The following is a 16,229-nucleotide window of genomic DNA, read 5'->3' as shown; positions in this document are numbered from 1 at the left end:
ATCATTATCTCACTATTACTTATTAGTTGCTATTCAATTTATTGGACTATAAATTCGTATTTTAGTTTTAATTTTAATGGGAGGAATAATGCGTTTCAAAACAAACTGACAACTCATTTTTTAACTCAAAAATTCAACTCTTGAAATGAATATATCTATCATTATAACTCAGGAAGAACACTATAAATATTCCCAAGAAATATGCGATACCATTGAGCAATCTGCTTTATTGAGAGGTACGGGAATTGCAAAAAGAACTCCTGATTACATCCAGAAAAAGATGGAAACTAAAGATGCCGTTATCGCATTAGACAACGGGAAATTTGCTGGTTTTTGTTATATCGAAAGTTGGCAGCACGGGAAATTTGTGGCACATTCTGGTTTAATCGTTCATCCTGATTACAGAAATTTAGGCTTAGCCAAACAAATCAAATCAAAAGTATTTGAATATTCTTTGGAGAAATACCCGGACGCTAAGATATTTGGAATCACCACTGGTTTGGCGGTTATGAAAATCAATTCGGATTTGGGTTATAAACCAGTACCTTTTTCGGAATTGACTAGCGATCCTACTTTTTGGTCGGGTTGCAAAACCTGCACCAATTACGAAATTTTGCAAAGCAAAGAAAACAAGATGTGTTTGTGTACTGGAATGTTGTATGACCCAAAAGAGAAACCGAAAAATCCGCCAAAACACCCATTTAACGTGAGAGTTCTCGACAGATTAAAATTAATTAAGGAAGCCTTATTTTTAAAAAAATAATATCATGAAAAAAGTTGTATTAGCATATAGCGGAGGATTAGATACCTCTTATTGCCTGAAATATTTGAAGAACGAAAAAGGATACGAAGTTCATACCGTTCTTATTAATACTGGCGGATTTGACGAAGCTGAATTAGCCGCAATTGAAGAAAGAGCTTACGAACTCGGAAGCGCACAACATACAAATCTGACTATTGTAGATAAATATTACGATAAGGCTATCAAATATTTGATTTATGGAAATGTATTAAAAAATAATACTTATCCTTTATCAGTTAGTGCTGAGCGTGTCTTTCAAGCGATGGAAGCTATTAAATATGCAAAATCTGTTGGTGCGGAAGCCATAGCTCACGGAAGTACAGGTGCAGGAAATGACCAAATTCGTTTTGATTTGATTTTCCAAACCATTGCGCCAGAAATTGAGATCATCACTCCTATCCGTGATTTGAAATTATCAAGACAAGAAGAAGTAGCCTATTTGCAAGCCAATGGCGTAGAATATTCTTGGGAAAAAGCTCAATATTCGATTAATAAAGGACTTTGGGGAACTAGTGTTGGCGGTAAAGAAACATTGACCTCAAACCTTCCGCTTCCAAGTGAAGCTTACCCTTCACAATTACAAAAAGAAGGAGAAGAAAAAGTGACTTTGCATTTTGAAAAAGGGGAATTGGTAGGAATCAATAATAAGATGGATACTCCGGTAAAAAATATAGTTGTATTGGAAAAACTGTCAAGTGCTTTTGCAATTGGTAGAGACATTCACGTTGGCGATACCATTATCGGTATCAAAGGAAGAGTTGGTTTTGAAGCTGCTGCACCATTAATTATTATCAAAGCACACCATTTATTGGAGAAACACACTCTTGGAAAATGGCAACAATATTGGAAAGAGCAGCTAGGAAACTGGTACGGAATGTTATTTCATGAAGGACAATTCTTGGATCCTGTAATGAGAAACATCGAGACTTTCCTCGAAGACACTCAAAAAACGGTAAATGGAACAGTGACAGTATCATTGAAACCATATCATTTTTCACTTGACGGCATTAAATCTGAAAATGACTTGATGAACACCGGTTTTGGTCAATATGGCGAAATGAACAATGCTTGGACATCTGATGATGCCAAAGGATTTATCAAAATATTGGGTAATGCACAGAACATATTTTCGTCTGTGAATAAGGAAACTTACGAGTAGAATAATTAGTACTTGTTTTTCAAACCATTAAGATATTTAAGTTTAATTAAGCTTAATTTTCCTTTAATCTCTTAATGGTTAAAAATAAAAAATGATTTTAAAATAGAGATTATGATTAACGTTGGAATAATTGGAGGCTCGGGTTACACTGCGGGGGAACTCATCAGAATATTGATGTTTCATCCTCATGCGACTATCGATTTTGTTTACAGCACCACCAATGCTGGAAAACCACTTCATGTTGCGCATCACGATTTGATGGGTGACATCGAAATGAATTTTACTGATACGGTAAATCCTAATGTAAATGTGGTTTTCTTGTGCTTGGGTCATGGTAAATCCAAATCATTTTTGGAGCAAAACCAATTTGCGAGTCATACCAAAATCATCGATTTAGGAAATGATTTCCGTTTGACAAAAGACAAAGATTTCGGTGGTAAATCATTTGTTTACGGTTTACCCGAATTGAATAAAGCAGTCATTAAAAACGCTCAGTTTATAGCCAATCCAGGCTGTTTTGCAACGGCAATTCAACTGGCATTATTGCCTTTGGCGAAAGCCGAAATGCTTACAACGGATGTTCATATCAACGCGACAACGGGAAGCACTGGCGCTGGAGTTACCCCTTCGGAAACGACACATTTCAGTTGGAGGTCCAATAATATGTCGCATTACAAAGCTTTTGAACACCAACATTTGGGTGAAATAAACCAAAGTGTCAATCAATTGCAAGCCGATTATACAAACGAATTGATTTTTGTACCCAACAGAGGAGATTTTGCGAGAGGAATTTTCGCTACATTATACACAACAATCGAAGAAAGTCTGGAAGATGTAGTGGCTAAATATGAGGCTTTTTACAAAGACCAACCTTTTGTAACCGTTACAACCACCGGAATCAACATGAAACAAGTGGTTCAAACGAATAAATGCATTATTAGTTTAATGAAAAAAGGAAACCGGTTATTGATTACCTCCGTAATTGATAATTTGACAAAAGGCGCCTCAGGACAAGCCATTCAAAACATGAATTTGATGTTTGGATTGGATGAAACCACAGGATTGCAATTGAAACCATCGGGTTTCTAAAAATTTGTTTCAAGTTTAAAGTTTAAGGTTACACACGTAACTTGAAACTTGAAACCTTAAACCATTCAAACAAAAAAAGAAAATGAACTTATTTAACGTTTACCCTTTATATGATGTAACTCCAGTAAAAGGATTGGATTGTATCATTACAGATGACAAAGGAATCGAATACTTGGATCTTTATGGAGGTCATGCCGTAATTTCAGTAGGTCATACGCATCCAGAATATGTGGCAAAACTCAAAAATCAATTAGATCATTTGGCCTTTTATTCCAATGCGATTCAGAATCCAATTCAAGAAGAATTAGCCACTAAGTTAGGAAAACTTTCCGGTTGTGATGATTATGATTTATTCTTGTGTAGTTCTGGGGCTGAAGCCAATGAAAATGCATTGAAATTAGCTTCGTTTGTTAACGGCAAATCAAGAGTCGTTGCTTTTAATAACTCTTTTCATGGACGAACCTCTGCGGCTGTTGCTGTCACCGACAATGAAAAAATTAATGCTCCTTTAAACAAGCAGCAAAAAGTTACATTTTTGGCCTTTGATGATGTTGAAGCCTTAGAAAACGAATTAAAAAAAGGAGATGTTTCTTCTGTTATTATCGAATCCATTCAAGGTGTGGGTGGTTTAGACCAAGCTTCGACTGCGTTTTTTCAAGCTTTAGAAAAGTTGTGCAAAATCTACAACGTCATTCTTATTCTAGACGAAGTTCAAGCGGGATATGGAAGAACGGGTAAATTTTTTGGTTTTCAACACCATGACATCAAACCAGATATTATTACCATAGCAAAAGGAATGGGAAATGGTTTTCCCATTGGAGGTGTTTTAATTGGTAATCATATCGATGCTGTTTATGGTATGTTAGGAACTACTTTTGGCGGAAACCATTTGGCTTGTGCCGCAGGAATAGCCGTTTTAGATATTATAGAAAAAGAAAAATTAATTGATAATACAATCGCTATTTCTGCCTATTTTCAAGAACAAATAAAAAGTGTTCCTGAAGTTATTAAAGTAAAAGGAAGAGGATTAATGCTGGGTGTTGAATTTGATTTTGATGTAAGTACTTTACGAAAAAAACTAATTCTTGAAAAGCATATTTTTACGGGAAGTGCCAACAATAAAAATTTATTAAGAATCCTTCCGCCATTGACAATCAAGAAAGAAGCCATCGATACTTTCATTATTGCTTTAAAAGAAAGTTTAGCAGAAATAAAACCATAATGCTCCGCAAAGTCTCCGGCTTTGAGGAAGTGATTAACGGTCTTTGACCGTCTAAAACAATCGTATGAACAAACTATTAACTATAGAAAACCGTAACGCAGTTTTAAGCCGTATGGCGGAACTTCTTGAAGAAGAAAGAGCCAATCTTAAAACCATAAACCAACAGGATTTGCACTATTATTTTGGCGATGATTTGGCTATGGAAAAACGATTGTTGGTTGATGATGCTAAAATTGACGGAATGATTTTATCCCTGCAGCAATTAGCCAATCAGGAAGATCCTATTGGTGTAGAACGTTTTAATTTCGACCATGAAAACGGAATGAAAATCATCAATAAAACAGCGGCTTTTGGAACCATAATGATTATTTATGAGTCCAGACCTGATGTTACTGTTGAAGCGGGTGGAATTGCCTTTAAGTCTGGAAATAAAATTCTATTGAAAGGCGGAAAAGAATCCCTACTATCCAATTTGAAAATAGTGGAATTGTGGCATCAAGCTTTAAAAGAAAACAACGTTGCTAAAGAATGGGTGGAGTACTTGAATTACAATCGCGAAGAAACGCAGGCATTTTTGGAGAAACCTACCCAAAAAGTAGATTTAATCGTTCCGCGTGGTGGTGAAAATCTGATTGCTTTTGTAAAAAAACACGCAACCTGCCCGGTAATTATAAGTGGACGAGGAAATAATTTTGTTTATGTAAATAAGGATGCTGATTTAGATCAAGCACTTGCTATTATTATAAATGGAAAAACCTCAAACATATCAGTTTGCAATGCTTTAGATAAAGTTTTAATTGATACTAATTTAAAAAATTGGGAAGCTTTTGCAAAGAAAGTAATTCAGGAATTACAACAAAGAAACGTCACAGTTTTGGGAGACGAAAGTATTTCAAAAACAACGAATGTTCCTCAGATTGAATCGGATTTAATTTGGTACGAAGAGTTTTTGGATTATAAAATTGTCATTGGGACAACCAATTCTGACCAAGAAGCAATTTATAAAATAAATAAATATTGTGGCGGACATTCGGCTTCGATAATCACAAAAAATGATGCAATTGCCCAAGAATTTATGGAAAACGTGGATACCGCAGCCGTGTACCAAAACGCTTCCACCCGATTCACTGATGGAGGACAATTTGGTTTAGGTGGCGAATTGGCGATAAGCACAGACAAATTACACCAACGTGGACCTATTGGTTTGCAACATTTAGTTACTAATAAGTGGTATATTTACGGGAATGGACAAGTGAGATAGTAGGCAGTAATCAGTGTTCAGTATTCGGTTAATTGCAGATTTTAGAATAACGATTAATGATATAAGATTTCCTTTGCGAACCTTGGGTTTGTAAAGATTCAAAATATAAACTTTGCGCCCTTTGCGGTTAAAAATCATGTCTAAAAAAAGAATTTTATTAAAGTTAGGAAGCAATACGTTAACCAAAGAAACCAATCATATTTCGAGAGGAAAGATTGAAGATATTGGCATGCAAATAGCCACTTTACAAGACGAGTACGAGTTTATCATTGTGAGTTCAGGTGCTATCGCTGCAGCCAAACAATTTGTAAAACTGGAAAATCAAGACAAAGATGTTTTTGTAAAACAAGCCTTGGCTTCGATTGGTCAGCCTCATTTAATGCGGATTTATCATGAAAACTTCAGCGATTTAGGATTGCTAATTTCACAGTGTTTACTTTCTTATTCTGATTTCGAAAAAGAACAATCCAAAGTAAATATCGTGAACACCATCAATGTGTTGGTCAAAAATAATTACATTCCGATTATCAATGAAAATGACACGGTGGCAACAGATGAGATTCGGTTTGGTGACAACGATAAATTAGCCGCTTTAACGGCCGTTTTATTAAATGTTGACATTCTGATTATCGCTACGAATACGAACGGAATTTACACCAAAGCATCCATAAACGACACCGTTCCTGCAACGATTTCTTTGGTAACCGATTTAAAAGTATTGGAAAAAGAAATTGGCGATTCGAAATCTTCTCATGGAACTGGTGGAATGCAATCAAAAATAGAAGCTTCGGCAATTGCCAAAAACGCTGCTATCGAAACTTGGATTGTCAATGGATTGGAAGACAATTTTATTTTGAAAGCTTTAAAAAACGAAATACCTTTTACTAAAATAATTTAAAAAGTTGATTCGGTTATTTGTTTATTCGGTTATCCAAATAAACAAAGAATCGACTAACCACAAAAACATAAAACAATGAACTATATTTCGATACAAAACATTGATTCTCTATCAAAATGGGTGAAACAAGCAATTAAAATTAAAAAAAATCCGCTTAAAAACAAAAAACTGGGTAAAAACAAAACCTTAGGAATGTTGTTTTTTAATCCAAGTTTAAGAACGCGTTTGAGTACCCAAAAAGCGGCATTAAATTTGGGCATGAACGTCATGGTAATGAATTTTACCAATGAAGGTTGGACTCTTGAATTTGAAGACGGAGCCGTCATGAACTCCGGTGCTTCGGAGCATATTAAAGAAGCGGCAGCGGTAGTTTCTCAATATTGCGATATTATTGCCGTACGTTCTTTTGCAGGATTGATGGATAAAGAAAAAGACAATGCAGAAATCGTACTTTCTGGTTTCTTAAAACATGCCACTGTGCCTGTTGTTAATATGGAAGGAGCTACCGGACATCCATTACAATCGTTAGCCGATGCTATAACTATGGCTGAACACAAAACGAAACATCAACCAAAAGTAGTTTTGACTTGGGCGCCACATCCTAAAGCATTGCCTCAAGCAGTTGCTAATTCGTTTGTGGAAATGATGCAGTTACAAGATGCCGATTTTGTCATTACGCATCCCGAAGGCTACGAATTAAATCCTGAAATAACTAAAGATTCGAAGATTGAATACGACCAAGATAAGGCTTTTGAAAATGCTGATTTTATTTATGCCAAAAACTGGAGTAATTACAAAGAGTACGGAAAAATCACTAATTCCGACCCCAAATGGACTGTAACCGCCGATAAAATGAAACTGACCAACAATGCTAAATTCATGCACTGTTTGCCGGTAAGACGTAACGTAATCGTAACGGATGAAGTAATTGACAGCGAAAATTCGATTGTGATTGAACAAGCCAATAACAGAACGTATGCAGCCCAATTAGTGTTGAAAAAAATATTAGAAAATGGAAAATAAGAAACCATTAACTATTATAAAAATTGGTGGAAACATCATTGATAATCCAGCGGAATTATCGCAATTTTTATCTGATTTTTCTGCGATTGAAGGGTACAAAATACTCGTTCATGGTGGCGGAAAATCCGCTACAAAAATGGCCGAAAGTATTGGATTAGTTCCTCAAATGATTGACGGACGACGCATTACCGATGCTGCAATGCTTGATGTAGTCGTGATGATTTATGCAGGTCAAATCAACAAAAACATTGTTGCCCAATTACAAGCAAATTCCACCAATGCCTTGGGATTTTCGGGTGCAGATGGAAACTTAATTCAATCGGATAAAAGAAACCATCCCACGATTAACTACGGTTTTGTAGGAGATGTCAAAAAAGTCAATACCGAACTATTGGAAACGTTGCTTACAAATGGGATTGTTCCTGTATTTTGTGCGATTACGCACGATGGAAAAGGACAATTATTAAACTCAAATGCAGACACCATTGCCAGTGAATTGGCGATTGCCTTATCCGAAGTATTTGAAGTAACTTTGAATTATTGTTTCGAAAAACCGGGCGTTTTATATGATGCCGAAGATGATTCTTCCATAATTGAAAACATCAATCAAGAATTATATTCCAAATTAAAAGCCGAAAAAGCGATACATTCCGGCATGATTCCTAAATTAGACAACTGTTTCAATAGTTTGTCCAAAGGAGTTCAAAAAATAAAAATTGGTCATCACAGGATGCTGCAAAATGAAAATTCAGTTTGCACCACTATTCAACTGTAAAAAATTGAACCATTAAGGAATTAAGGTTTAATTAAGAAATAAAAAACTTAATTTTCTTAATTCCTTAATGGTTTAAAATAAACTTTATGATTTTGTAAAAAATAAATGAAAAACATACAAACCCTAACACAAGAAGCCATTGCGCTATTAAAATCACTGATTGAAACCCCTTCCTTTTCAAGTGAAGAAGACCAAACAGCGCTTTTAATCGAAAATTGGTTTACCCAAAATAATATTCCTTTCGAAAGAGAAAATAACAATGTTTGGGCTTTTAATAAACATTTTGACACAACCAAACCTACGCTTTTACTGAATTCCCATCACGATACCGTCAAACCTAATCAAGGATATACTAAAGATCCTTTCAAGGTGATTGTTGAAGACGGAAAGCTATTTGGCTTGGGAAGCAATGATGCAGGAGGTTGTTTGGTTTCGCTTTTAGCGACTTTTGTTCATTTTTATTCGAATGAAAATCTACCTTACAATATTGTTATGGTAGCATCCGCAGAGGAAGAAAGCAGTGGTAAAAAAGGATTAAACAGCGTCTTGAAACATTTACCGGAACTGGAATGTGCCATTGTTGGCGAACCTACTTTGATGCAATTGGCCATAGCCGAAAAAGGTTTATTGGTACTTGATGTTATTGTAAAAGGTACCGCGAGTCACGCCGCGCACAATAATCCTGACAATCCTATTTACAATGCAATACCCGTTATTGAATGGTTTAATAGCTATCAATTCGAAAAAATATCGGAGGTTTTAGGGCCCGTGAAAATGACGGTAACACAAATAAGCGCAGGAAAACAACACAACGTAGTTCCTGCGGAATGTCACTTGGTTGTGGATATCAGAGTGAATGATTGTTATAGCAATCAGGAAATTTTAGACACCGTAAGCCCCCCAACCCGCGAAGGGGGAGTAAAAAAAGAAACGCGGGAAGTATTTGTTACTCCTAGATCTATGCACTTAAACGCTTCCTCAATTCCAGTTAATCATGGTTTAGTGCAGGCAGGAATCGCACTGGGAAGAACCACTTATGGCTCGCCTACCCTTTCTGATCAATCGGTTTTAAGCTGTCAATCCTTAAAATTAGGACCTGGCGAAACCCTGCGGTCACACTCGGCAGATGAATTTATATTTATAAACGAAATAGAAGAAGGAATTGAATTGTATATCAAAATACTAACTGATTTTTTCAAACAATAAAATAATTTGGATTTATCCTGATTATTTTCAGGAGCTAATCCCGCTATACGTTGCAATCTTTTATTTTTTAAAGAAAAAAATAAAAGGATTTCCACTGCTATCGGGGCTAAAAATCTAAAAAGTCTAAAAATCTAATTATCCATATATGAAACTTTGGGAAAAAGGAATACCAACCGATAAGCAAATCGAACATTTTACCGTTGGAAACGACAGAGAACTGGATTTAGTTCTAGCCAAATATGATGCAATAGGTTCTATTGCACATGCTAAAATGCTAGGCCAAATCGGACTTTTGACCGATTCAGAAACTACTTCTCTTGTTTTGGCTTTAGAAGAAATCATAACTGATGACGAAAAAGGTAATTTCGTAATCGAGGATAGTTTTGAAGACGTACATTCTAAAATTGAATATTTATTGACCATAAAATTAGGTGATGCCGGTAAAAAAATCCATACGGCGCGTTCTCGTAACGACCAGGTTTTAGTAGACGTTAATTTATATTTGAAAGATGTCGTTACAGACCTGAAAGAACAAGTAAAAGTGCTTTTTGATTTGTTAATGGAATCCGCAGAAAAACATCAAAATGTTTTATTACCGGGTTACACGCATCTTCAAATCGCGATGCCGTCTTCTTTCGGGATGTGGTTCTCCGCTTATGCCGAAACCTTAATCGATGATATTACGATGCTGAATGCTGCTTTGAAAATCGTGGATCAAAATCCATTAGGTTCCGCTGCAGGATACGGAAGTTCATTTCCCATCAACAGAACTTTCACAACAAAAGAACTGGGATTCGAAACCTTAAAATTCAACTCCGTTGCTGCTCAAATGAGCCGTGGAAAATCAGAAAAAACAGTTGCTTTTGCCATGAGCAGTGTTGCCGCTACCCTTGCTAAATTCTCTATGGATGTGTGTTTGTATATGAGTCAGAATTTTGATTTTATCAGCTTACCGGCACATCTTACAACAGGTTCGAGCATTATGCCACACAAGAAAAACCCGGATGTTTTTGAATTGATTCGTGGAAAATGTAACAAAATTCAAGCGTTACCATACGAAATCACTTTGATTACAAATAACCTCCCAAGTGGCTACCACAGGGATTTGCAATTGTTAAAAGAAGGATTATTTCCTGCGATTCAAAATCTAAAAGCATGTTTGGATATTGCAACATTTGCAATTAAGGATATCAAAGTGAAAGAGCACATCTTGGACGATAAAAAATACAATTACTTGTTTACAGTAGATTCTTTAAATGAAATGGTGGTTGCTGGAATTCCTTTTAGAGATGCTTACAAAGCAGTTGCAGAACAATTGGAAAACGGTACATTTCAATCACCAAAAGAAACCAAACATACGCATGAAGGAAGTATAAATAACCTTTGTTTGGATGAAATAAAACAAAAGATGAAATCTTCATTTTAAAGACGATTTCTTTTTTTAACCACTTCAGCAAAAAATAATAAACCGCAAATTCGCAAATTAATGATTGAATCAAAAATTGCGAATTTGCGGTAAATTTTTTTTAGTAAAATAGATTACAACTTCCCTTTCAATGCTTCCGCGTCAATATCGCTATGCGAAACATTATAAACTGATTTTCCGCCTTTAATCAAAAGCAATTGTGGAGATTGATGTGTTACTCCAAAACGACTCGCAATTTCATTGGAAATATCGCGATACGCTATTAAATCTAGAAAATAAGGCGTAACTTTATCTGACAAATCGAATTCATTTTCAAATTGCTTCAACGCCATTCTGCTCACACTACAACGTGTACTGTGTTTAAAAATAGCCACCGGTTTTTCATTTGAAAGTGCAATAATATCGTTCAATTGTCCCAAATCTGTTAAGGCAGTCCAATTGATTTTATTTGAAGAATCATTTTGGTTTTCTGAACCACTAAAAATATTTTTTAAAAAACTCATAATTGTCTTGTTTTAAGTCAATTTGACTTTTTTATATGATAAAAATCATATAAAATCAGTCATTTTGTCTGTACTATTGTAATGGAATATATCTTGATTAATGAATCGCAAAGTTAGCTAAATAACACAAACAATATAAAATCATGAACATAAATAAATTTACAATCAAATCTCAGGAAGCTATTCAGCTTTCTCAGCAACTTGCGCAAACCTTGGGGCAGCAACAGATTGAAAACGAACATATTTTCAAGGCAATTTTTGAAGTGGATGAAAATGTGGCGCCTTTTATTTTGAAAAAACTCAATGTAAATGTTCCACTATTTCTTCAAATATTGGATAGCACTATTCAGAGCTTTCCTAAAGTTTCCGGTGGAGAAATCATGCTGTCCAGAACTGCCAATACTACTCTTAATGAAGCGGAAATTATAGCCAAAAAAATGAATGATGAATTCGTTTCCATTGAACATTTGATTTTGGCGATTTTTGATTCTAAAACTAAGGTTGCCCAAATATTGAAAGACCAAGGTGTTACCGGAAAAGGATTAAAAGCCGCGATCGACGAATTGCGAAAAGGGGAAAGAGTTACATCGGCCTCCGCGGAAGAAACGTATAATGCTTTAAATAAATACGCCAAAAATCTCAATGAATTAGCCCGTAATGGAAAACTCGACCCAGTGATTGGTCGTGACGAAGAAATTAGACGTGTGCTGCAGATTTTAACCCGTAGAACCAAAAATAATCCAATGTTAGTTGGTGAACCCGGTGTTGGTAAAACCGCCATCGCCGAAGGTTTAGCGCATCGAATTGTAGATGGCGATGTTCCTGACAACCTGAAAGATAAAATTGTATTTTCATTGGATATGGGTGCCTTAATTGCGGGAGCCAAATACAAAGGAGAATTTGAAGAACGACTAAAATCAGTGGTGAAGGAAGTTACTGCTGCCGAGGGTGATATTGTTTTATTCATTGATGAAATTCACACACTCGTAGGCGCTGGTGGTGGCGAAGGCGCAATGGATGCGGCTAATATTCTGAAACCAGCCTTGGCGCGTGGAGAACTGCGTGCTATCGGTGCAACCACATTGGACGAATACCAAAAATATTTTGAAAAAGATAAAGCGCTCGAAAGACGTTTCCAAAAAATAATTATCGAAGAACCAGATACCGAAAGTGCGATTTCAATCCTGCGTGGTATCAAAGAAAAATATGAAACACACCATAAAGTACAGATAAAAGATGAAGCTATTATTGCTGCCGTCGAATTATCACAGCGTTATATTACCAACCGTTTTCTTCCGGACAAAGCCATAGATTTAATGGACGAAGCTGCTTCAAAAATACGCATGGAAATCAACTCAAAACCAGAAGAATTGGATGTTTTGGATCGAAAAGTAATGCAACTCGAAATTGAAATTGAAGCAATAAAGAGAGAGAAAGACGAAAGTAAACTTAAAATTTTAGGTCTTGATTTAGCCAATCTTAAAGAAGAGCGAAATGAAATTTTTGCCAAATGGAAATCGGAGAAAGATGTTGTAGATAACATTCAATCGATAAAAACAGAAATTGAAGATTTTAAGTATGAAGCCGAACGCGCCGAACGCGATGGTGATTATGGAAAAGTAGCTGAAATTCGTTATGGGAAAATAAAAGAAGCGCAAGAGCGTCTGGAGGTTTTGCATGCAGCACTAATCGAAAACCAAGCTGGCGGAAGTTCACTTATTAAAGAGGAAGTTACCCGAGAAGACATTGCCGAAGTAGTAGCCAAATGGACTGGGATTCCAGTTATGAAAATGCTACAAGGAGAACGCGAAAAACTATTGCATCTGGAAGCCGAATTGCACCAGCGTGTAGTAGGTCAGGAAGAAGCAATCGAAGCCGTAAGTGATGCCGTAAGAAGAAGTCGCGCAGGATTACAGGACATGAAAAAACCCGTGGGAACATTTTTATTCCTTGGAACTACAGGAGTTGGAAAAACCGAATTGGCAAAAGCCTTGGCCGAATATTTATTTGACGATGAAAACGCCATGACAAGAATCGATATGAGTGAATATCAGGAGCGTCATAGTGTGAGCCGTTTAGTTGGTGCGCCTCCGGGATATGTGGGTTATGACGAAGGCGGACAATTGACTGAAGCCGTTCGTAGAAAACCGTATTCCGTAATTTTGCTTGATGAAATCGAAAAAGCACATCCCGATACCTTTAATATTTTGTTGCAAGTATTGGATGAAGGACGATTGACGGACAACAAAGGCCGTCTTGCCGATTTCAAAAACACTATTATCATTATGACTTCAAATATGGGGAGCCAGATTATTCAAGAGAAATTTGAAAATTTAAAAGGAAGTGTGGAAGCAGCAACAGAAGCGGCCAAAGTAGAAGTTTTAGGTTTATTGAAACAAACCGTTCGTCCGGAATTCATCAACCGTATTGACGAAATTGTAATGTTTACGCCACTTACCAATGCTAATATTACCAAAATTGTAGGTTTGCAACTGAAAAGTGTCACAAAAATGCTGGCACAACAAGGAATTACAATGGATGCTACTCCAGAAGCCATTGCCTATTTATCAGAAAAAGGATATGATCCGCAATTTGGTGCCAGACCGGTAAAACGTGTGATTCAAAGAGATGTCTTGAACCAGTTATCTAAGGAAATCCTTGCTGGAAATATCACATCAGACAGCATTATTCTGTTGGATGCTTTTGATGGAAAGTTGGTGTTCAGAAACCAAACGGAACTGGTAGAATAAGCAGTTTGTCCCTACGATTTGAGAACTTCTGTAATGAAATGAAGCAAAAAATGTATTGACAAGTATCACAAAACATCAGTCGAAAGGCTGGTGTTTTTTTATGCTGATTTTTTGGAGCAGAACTACATTAAATTTGCATCTCGAGTTGTCCCGCTGTCCGCCGTATCCAACCTGATTGCTTCATTCTGCACAATGACAGCGCTGAAGATTTACTCCCAAAAGTGCTAGATTAGAAATTTCGGATTTCTAAAATTAAATTATAAATAAAAAAGTTTTAAATTCGCACTAATAAAAAATCATAACGCATCGATTAAATTTTTGCAAAGCAAAACCAAAATCAAATCAGTTATTAAAACAATCAAAATGGCATCAGGATTTTTCGCATTATTAGACGATATCGCAGCAATTATGGATGATGTTGCCGTAATGAGTAAAATTGCCGCCAAAAAAACGGCAGGTATTTTGGGCGATGATTTAGCCGTAAATGCCGAGAAAGCTTCGGGATTTATATCCTCAAGAGAACTCCCCGTATTATGGGCAATTGCAAAAGGTTCTTTCATTAATAAACTAATCATTTTACCTATAGCCTTTCTGTTGAGTGCTTTTTTACCCGTGGCTATTATAATAATCTTAGTACTTGGTGGACTTTATTTAGCGTACGAAGGCGCCGAAAAAATATACGAATATTTATTTCCTCATGAGCATGCAAAGCATGAAAAATCTTTGGAACCAATGACCAAAGAAGAAATTTTGACTTTCGAAAAAGAAAAAATAAAATCAGCAATAGTAACTGATTTTATTCTATCAGTAGAGATTGTAATTATTGCACTGGGCACCGTTATTGGAAAACCAATTTTATCCCAAATTCTTGTTGTTTCCATCATTGCAATAGTAGCAACCGTGGGTGTTTATGGAATTGTAGCCTTAATTGTCCGAATGGATGAAGTAGGGTTAAAACTAATGAAAATCAGCTCAAAAGAAAGAAGTTTTACAAAAAGTCTAGGTAATATTCTGGTACAAGCACTGCCCAAAGTCATCAAAAGTTTATCCGTTATAGGTACAATCGCCTTGATCTTAGTAGCAGGAGGCATATTTGTACATAACATTGATTTTTTACATGATGTATTGCCCCAATTACCCGCCATTGTAACAGAATTTTTAGTTGGCCTCGCATTTGGTTTACTTGTTTTGGGAATTGTAAAATTGTTCAAGAAGATAATTGGCAAAAAGTAAGCCATGCATAATGAGTGCACTTTAGCTCTTCCATATTTAAAAATAGTAAAGAAACACTGGTCGAGAGGCTGGTGTTTTTTTATGGAGATTTTTAGGAGCAGAAATAATTATTTCCAGAACAACCATCCCTCCTGCTCTCGGCTATATCTCTCCGTTACACTGCGAGGATGCCGCCTCGATCAGGGCTAATGAGAGGGTATATTACATCTCAACACCAACAAGAATTATTTAACAAGAAAAAAATTTCAAATTTAGAAAAAACACCAAAAAAGATGTATACATTTGATGTTATGTACGAGTTAGCCGTTATTTTACCTGAACGAAACGAAAAATGAAAAAATCAACCAAAATTATTTTAATGTTTTTTCTAATTTTATTAATTGGAATTTTCATTCATCCTCAGAAAGTAATTTTTGAGGCAAATATTGAAGGAAAGGTAATTGACGAAAACAATATGCCTGTTTTCAACGCAACAGTTTACAGAATTGAAAAAGAATATTTCATAAATGAAAAAATTGGCTCGAATGAATCAAGAGATTTAAGAACTGAAAGTGTTAAAACCGACAAAAATGGAAACTTCAAGTTTTATGAAAAATCAAGAATAGATTGGTTTCATACTCCATTAGATCTGCCAATTGGCTATTGTTATGCGGAATTCGAAATTGAGAAAAGCGGACATGAATTTTATAAAACAAAGTTTGGTAAGTTTGAACAATACAGAATTGAAAATTGTTACGCTTGTGAAAAAGTATTATTTAAGCCAATTATTACTTTGAAAAGCCAAAACATAACCGAAAACAGAATTAAAAAATAAAAACAACGGCTAACCGTCGTTTGGCAATATGGCGGGATTTGGCTTAATTTGAAGATAGTTTTGTACTT

14 protein-coding genes are annotated in these 16,229 nt (G+C 35.8%); 13 read left to right on the top strand and 1 reads right to left on the bottom strand.

What is annotated here, in order from left to right; all coding sequences use genetic code 11:
* Window positions 1–145: 145 nt before the first annotated feature.
* The 10 genes from H4V97_RS01250 to argH all read left to right on the top strand — a co-directional run bounded on the left by H4V97_RS01250 (window position 146) and on the right by argH (window position 10,861).
* Complete coding sequence (locus H4V97_RS01250; protein ID WP_209548703.1) at window positions 146–763, top strand: GNAT family N-acetyltransferase; 618 nt, start codon at window positions 146–148, stop codon at window positions 761–763.
* A gap of 4 nt (window positions 764–767) precedes the next feature.
* On the top strand, window positions 768–1,961 hold the full coding sequence (locus H4V97_RS01245; protein WP_209548702.1) for an argininosuccinate synthase: 1,194 nt from the start codon (window positions 768–770) through the stop codon (window positions 1,959–1,961).
* Between the two features lie 111 nt (window positions 1,962–2,072).
* Window positions 2,073–3,050, top strand: a complete 978-nt coding sequence (gene argC, locus H4V97_RS01240) for an N-acetyl-gamma-glutamyl-phosphate reductase (protein WP_196849562.1) — start codon at window positions 2,073–2,075, stop codon at window positions 3,048–3,050.
* 82 nt (window positions 3,051–3,132) lie between these two features.
* Window positions 3,133–4,272 carry an aspartate aminotransferase family protein gene (locus H4V97_RS01235; RefSeq protein WP_196849563.1) on the top strand — a complete coding sequence of 380 codons (1,140 nt, stop codon included), beginning with the start codon at window positions 3,133–3,135 and terminating at the stop codon, window positions 4,270–4,272.
* Window positions 4,273–4,336: 64 nt separating this feature from the next.
* Window positions 4,337–5,533, top strand: a complete 1,197-nt coding sequence (locus H4V97_RS01230) for a glutamate-5-semialdehyde dehydrogenase (protein WP_196849564.1) — start codon at window positions 4,337–4,339, stop codon at window positions 5,531–5,533.
* A gap of 136 nt (window positions 5,534–5,669) precedes the next feature.
* Window positions 5,670–6,431: a glutamate 5-kinase gene (proB, locus tag H4V97_RS01225; RefSeq protein ID WP_209548701.1), complete on the top strand. Its 762-nt coding sequence runs from the start codon at window positions 5,670–5,672 to the stop codon at window positions 6,429–6,431.
* 75 nt (window positions 6,432–6,506) lie between these two features.
* Window positions 6,507–7,454 (top strand): N-acetylornithine carbamoyltransferase, encoded by a 948-nt coding sequence (locus H4V97_RS01220; RefSeq protein ID WP_196849566.1) that lies wholly within the window; start codon window positions 6,507–6,509, stop codon window positions 7,452–7,454.
* On the top strand, window positions 7,444–8,229 hold the full coding sequence (argB, locus tag H4V97_RS01215; protein ID WP_209548700.1) for an acetylglutamate kinase: 786 nt from the start codon (window positions 7,444–7,446) through the stop codon (window positions 8,227–8,229). Before H4V97_RS01220 ends, argB begins: the two co-directional genes overlap by 11 nt.
* 105 nt (window positions 8,230–8,334) lie before the next feature.
* On the top strand, window positions 8,335–9,435 hold the full coding sequence (locus tag H4V97_RS01210) for a M20 family metallo-hydrolase (protein ID WP_196849568.1): 1,101 nt from the start codon (window positions 8,335–8,337) through the stop codon (window positions 9,433–9,435).
* A 145-nt stretch (window positions 9,436–9,580) separates the two neighbouring features.
* Window positions 9,581–10,861 (top strand): argininosuccinate lyase, encoded by a 1,281-nt coding sequence (gene argH / locus H4V97_RS01205; RefSeq protein ID WP_209548699.1) that lies wholly within the window; start codon window positions 9,581–9,583, stop codon window positions 10,859–10,861.
* A 113-nt stretch (window positions 10,862–10,974) separates the two neighbouring features.
* Here argH and ytxJ read toward each other — a convergent pair whose 3' ends face one another.
* Window positions 10,975–11,364 carry a bacillithiol system redox-active protein YtxJ gene (gene ytxJ / locus H4V97_RS01200; RefSeq protein ID WP_209548698.1) on the bottom strand — a complete coding sequence of 130 codons (390 nt, stop codon included), beginning with the start codon at window positions 11,362–11,364 and terminating at the stop codon, window positions 10,975–10,977.
* A gap of 143 nt (window positions 11,365–11,507) precedes the next feature.
* Between ytxJ and clpB the strand changes: the two genes are divergently transcribed.
* From clpB to H4V97_RS01185, 3 genes are all read left to right on the top strand, one after another.
* Window positions 11,508–14,114, top strand: a complete 2,607-nt coding sequence (gene clpB, locus H4V97_RS01195; RefSeq protein WP_209548697.1) for an ATP-dependent chaperone ClpB — start codon at window positions 11,508–11,510, stop codon at window positions 14,112–14,114.
* Window positions 14,115–14,477: 363 nt separating this feature from the next.
* Window positions 14,478–15,347, top strand: coding sequence for a DUF808 domain-containing protein (locus tag H4V97_RS01190; RefSeq protein ID WP_209548696.1), 870 nt, complete (start codon window positions 14,478–14,480; stop codon window positions 15,345–15,347).
* A gap of 331 nt (window positions 15,348–15,678) precedes the next feature.
* Window positions 15,679–16,161 carry a hypothetical protein gene (locus H4V97_RS01185; RefSeq protein WP_196849573.1) on the top strand — a complete coding sequence of 161 codons (483 nt, stop codon included), beginning with the start codon at window positions 15,679–15,681 and terminating at the stop codon, window positions 16,159–16,161.
* Window positions 16,162–16,229: the final 68 nt, after the last annotated feature.

Source organism: Flavobacterium sp. CG_23.5, from assembly GCF_017875765.1.
In the GTDB taxonomy this organism is placed as follows: domain Bacteria; phylum Bacteroidota; class Bacteroidia; order Flavobacteriales; family Flavobacteriaceae; genus Flavobacterium.
Note: the sequence above shows the minus strand (reverse complement) of the source record. Positions and strands in the feature narration are given on the sequence as shown.

Excerpts from the sequence above, each read along its gene's own strand:
- H4V97_RS01250 (WP_209548703.1), top strand. The coding sequence starts at position 146 with ATGAATATATCTATCATTATAACTCAGGAAGAACACTATAAATATTCC.
- H4V97_RS01245 (WP_209548702.1), top strand. The coding sequence starts at position 768 with ATGAAAAAAGTTGTATTAGCATATAGCGGAGGATTAGATACCTCTTAT.
- argC (WP_196849562.1), top strand. The coding sequence starts at position 2,073 with ATGATTAACGTTGGAATAATTGGAGGCTCGGGTTACACTGCGGGGGAA.
- H4V97_RS01235 (WP_196849563.1), top strand. The coding sequence starts at position 3,133 with ATGAACTTATTTAACGTTTACCCTTTATATGATGTAACTCCAGTAAAA.
- H4V97_RS01230 (WP_196849564.1), top strand. The coding sequence starts at position 4,337 with ATGAACAAACTATTAACTATAGAAAACCGTAACGCAGTTTTAAGCCGT.
- proB (WP_209548701.1), top strand. The coding sequence starts at position 5,670 with ATGTCTAAAAAAAGAATTTTATTAAAGTTAGGAAGCAATACGTTAACC.
- H4V97_RS01220 (WP_196849566.1), top strand. The coding sequence starts at position 6,507 with ATGAACTATATTTCGATACAAAACATTGATTCTCTATCAAAATGGGTG.
- argB (WP_209548700.1), top strand. The coding sequence starts at position 7,444 with ATGGAAAATAAGAAACCATTAACTATTATAAAAATTGGTGGAAACATC.
- H4V97_RS01210 (WP_196849568.1), top strand. The coding sequence starts at position 8,335 with ATGAAAAACATACAAACCCTAACACAAGAAGCCATTGCGCTATTAAAA.
- argH (WP_209548699.1), top strand. The coding sequence starts at position 9,581 with ATGAAACTTTGGGAAAAAGGAATACCAACCGATAAGCAAATCGAACAT.
- ytxJ (WP_209548698.1), bottom strand. The coding sequence starts at position 11,364 with ATGAGTTTTTTAAAAAATATTTTTAGTGGTTCAGAAAACCAAAATGAT.
- clpB (WP_209548697.1), top strand. The coding sequence starts at position 11,508 with ATGAACATAAATAAATTTACAATCAAATCTCAGGAAGCTATTCAGCTT.
- H4V97_RS01190 (WP_209548696.1), top strand. The coding sequence starts at position 14,478 with ATGGCATCAGGATTTTTCGCATTATTAGACGATATCGCAGCAATTATG.
- H4V97_RS01185 (WP_196849573.1), top strand. The coding sequence starts at position 15,679 with ATGAAAAAATCAACCAAAATTATTTTAATGTTTTTTCTAATTTTATTA.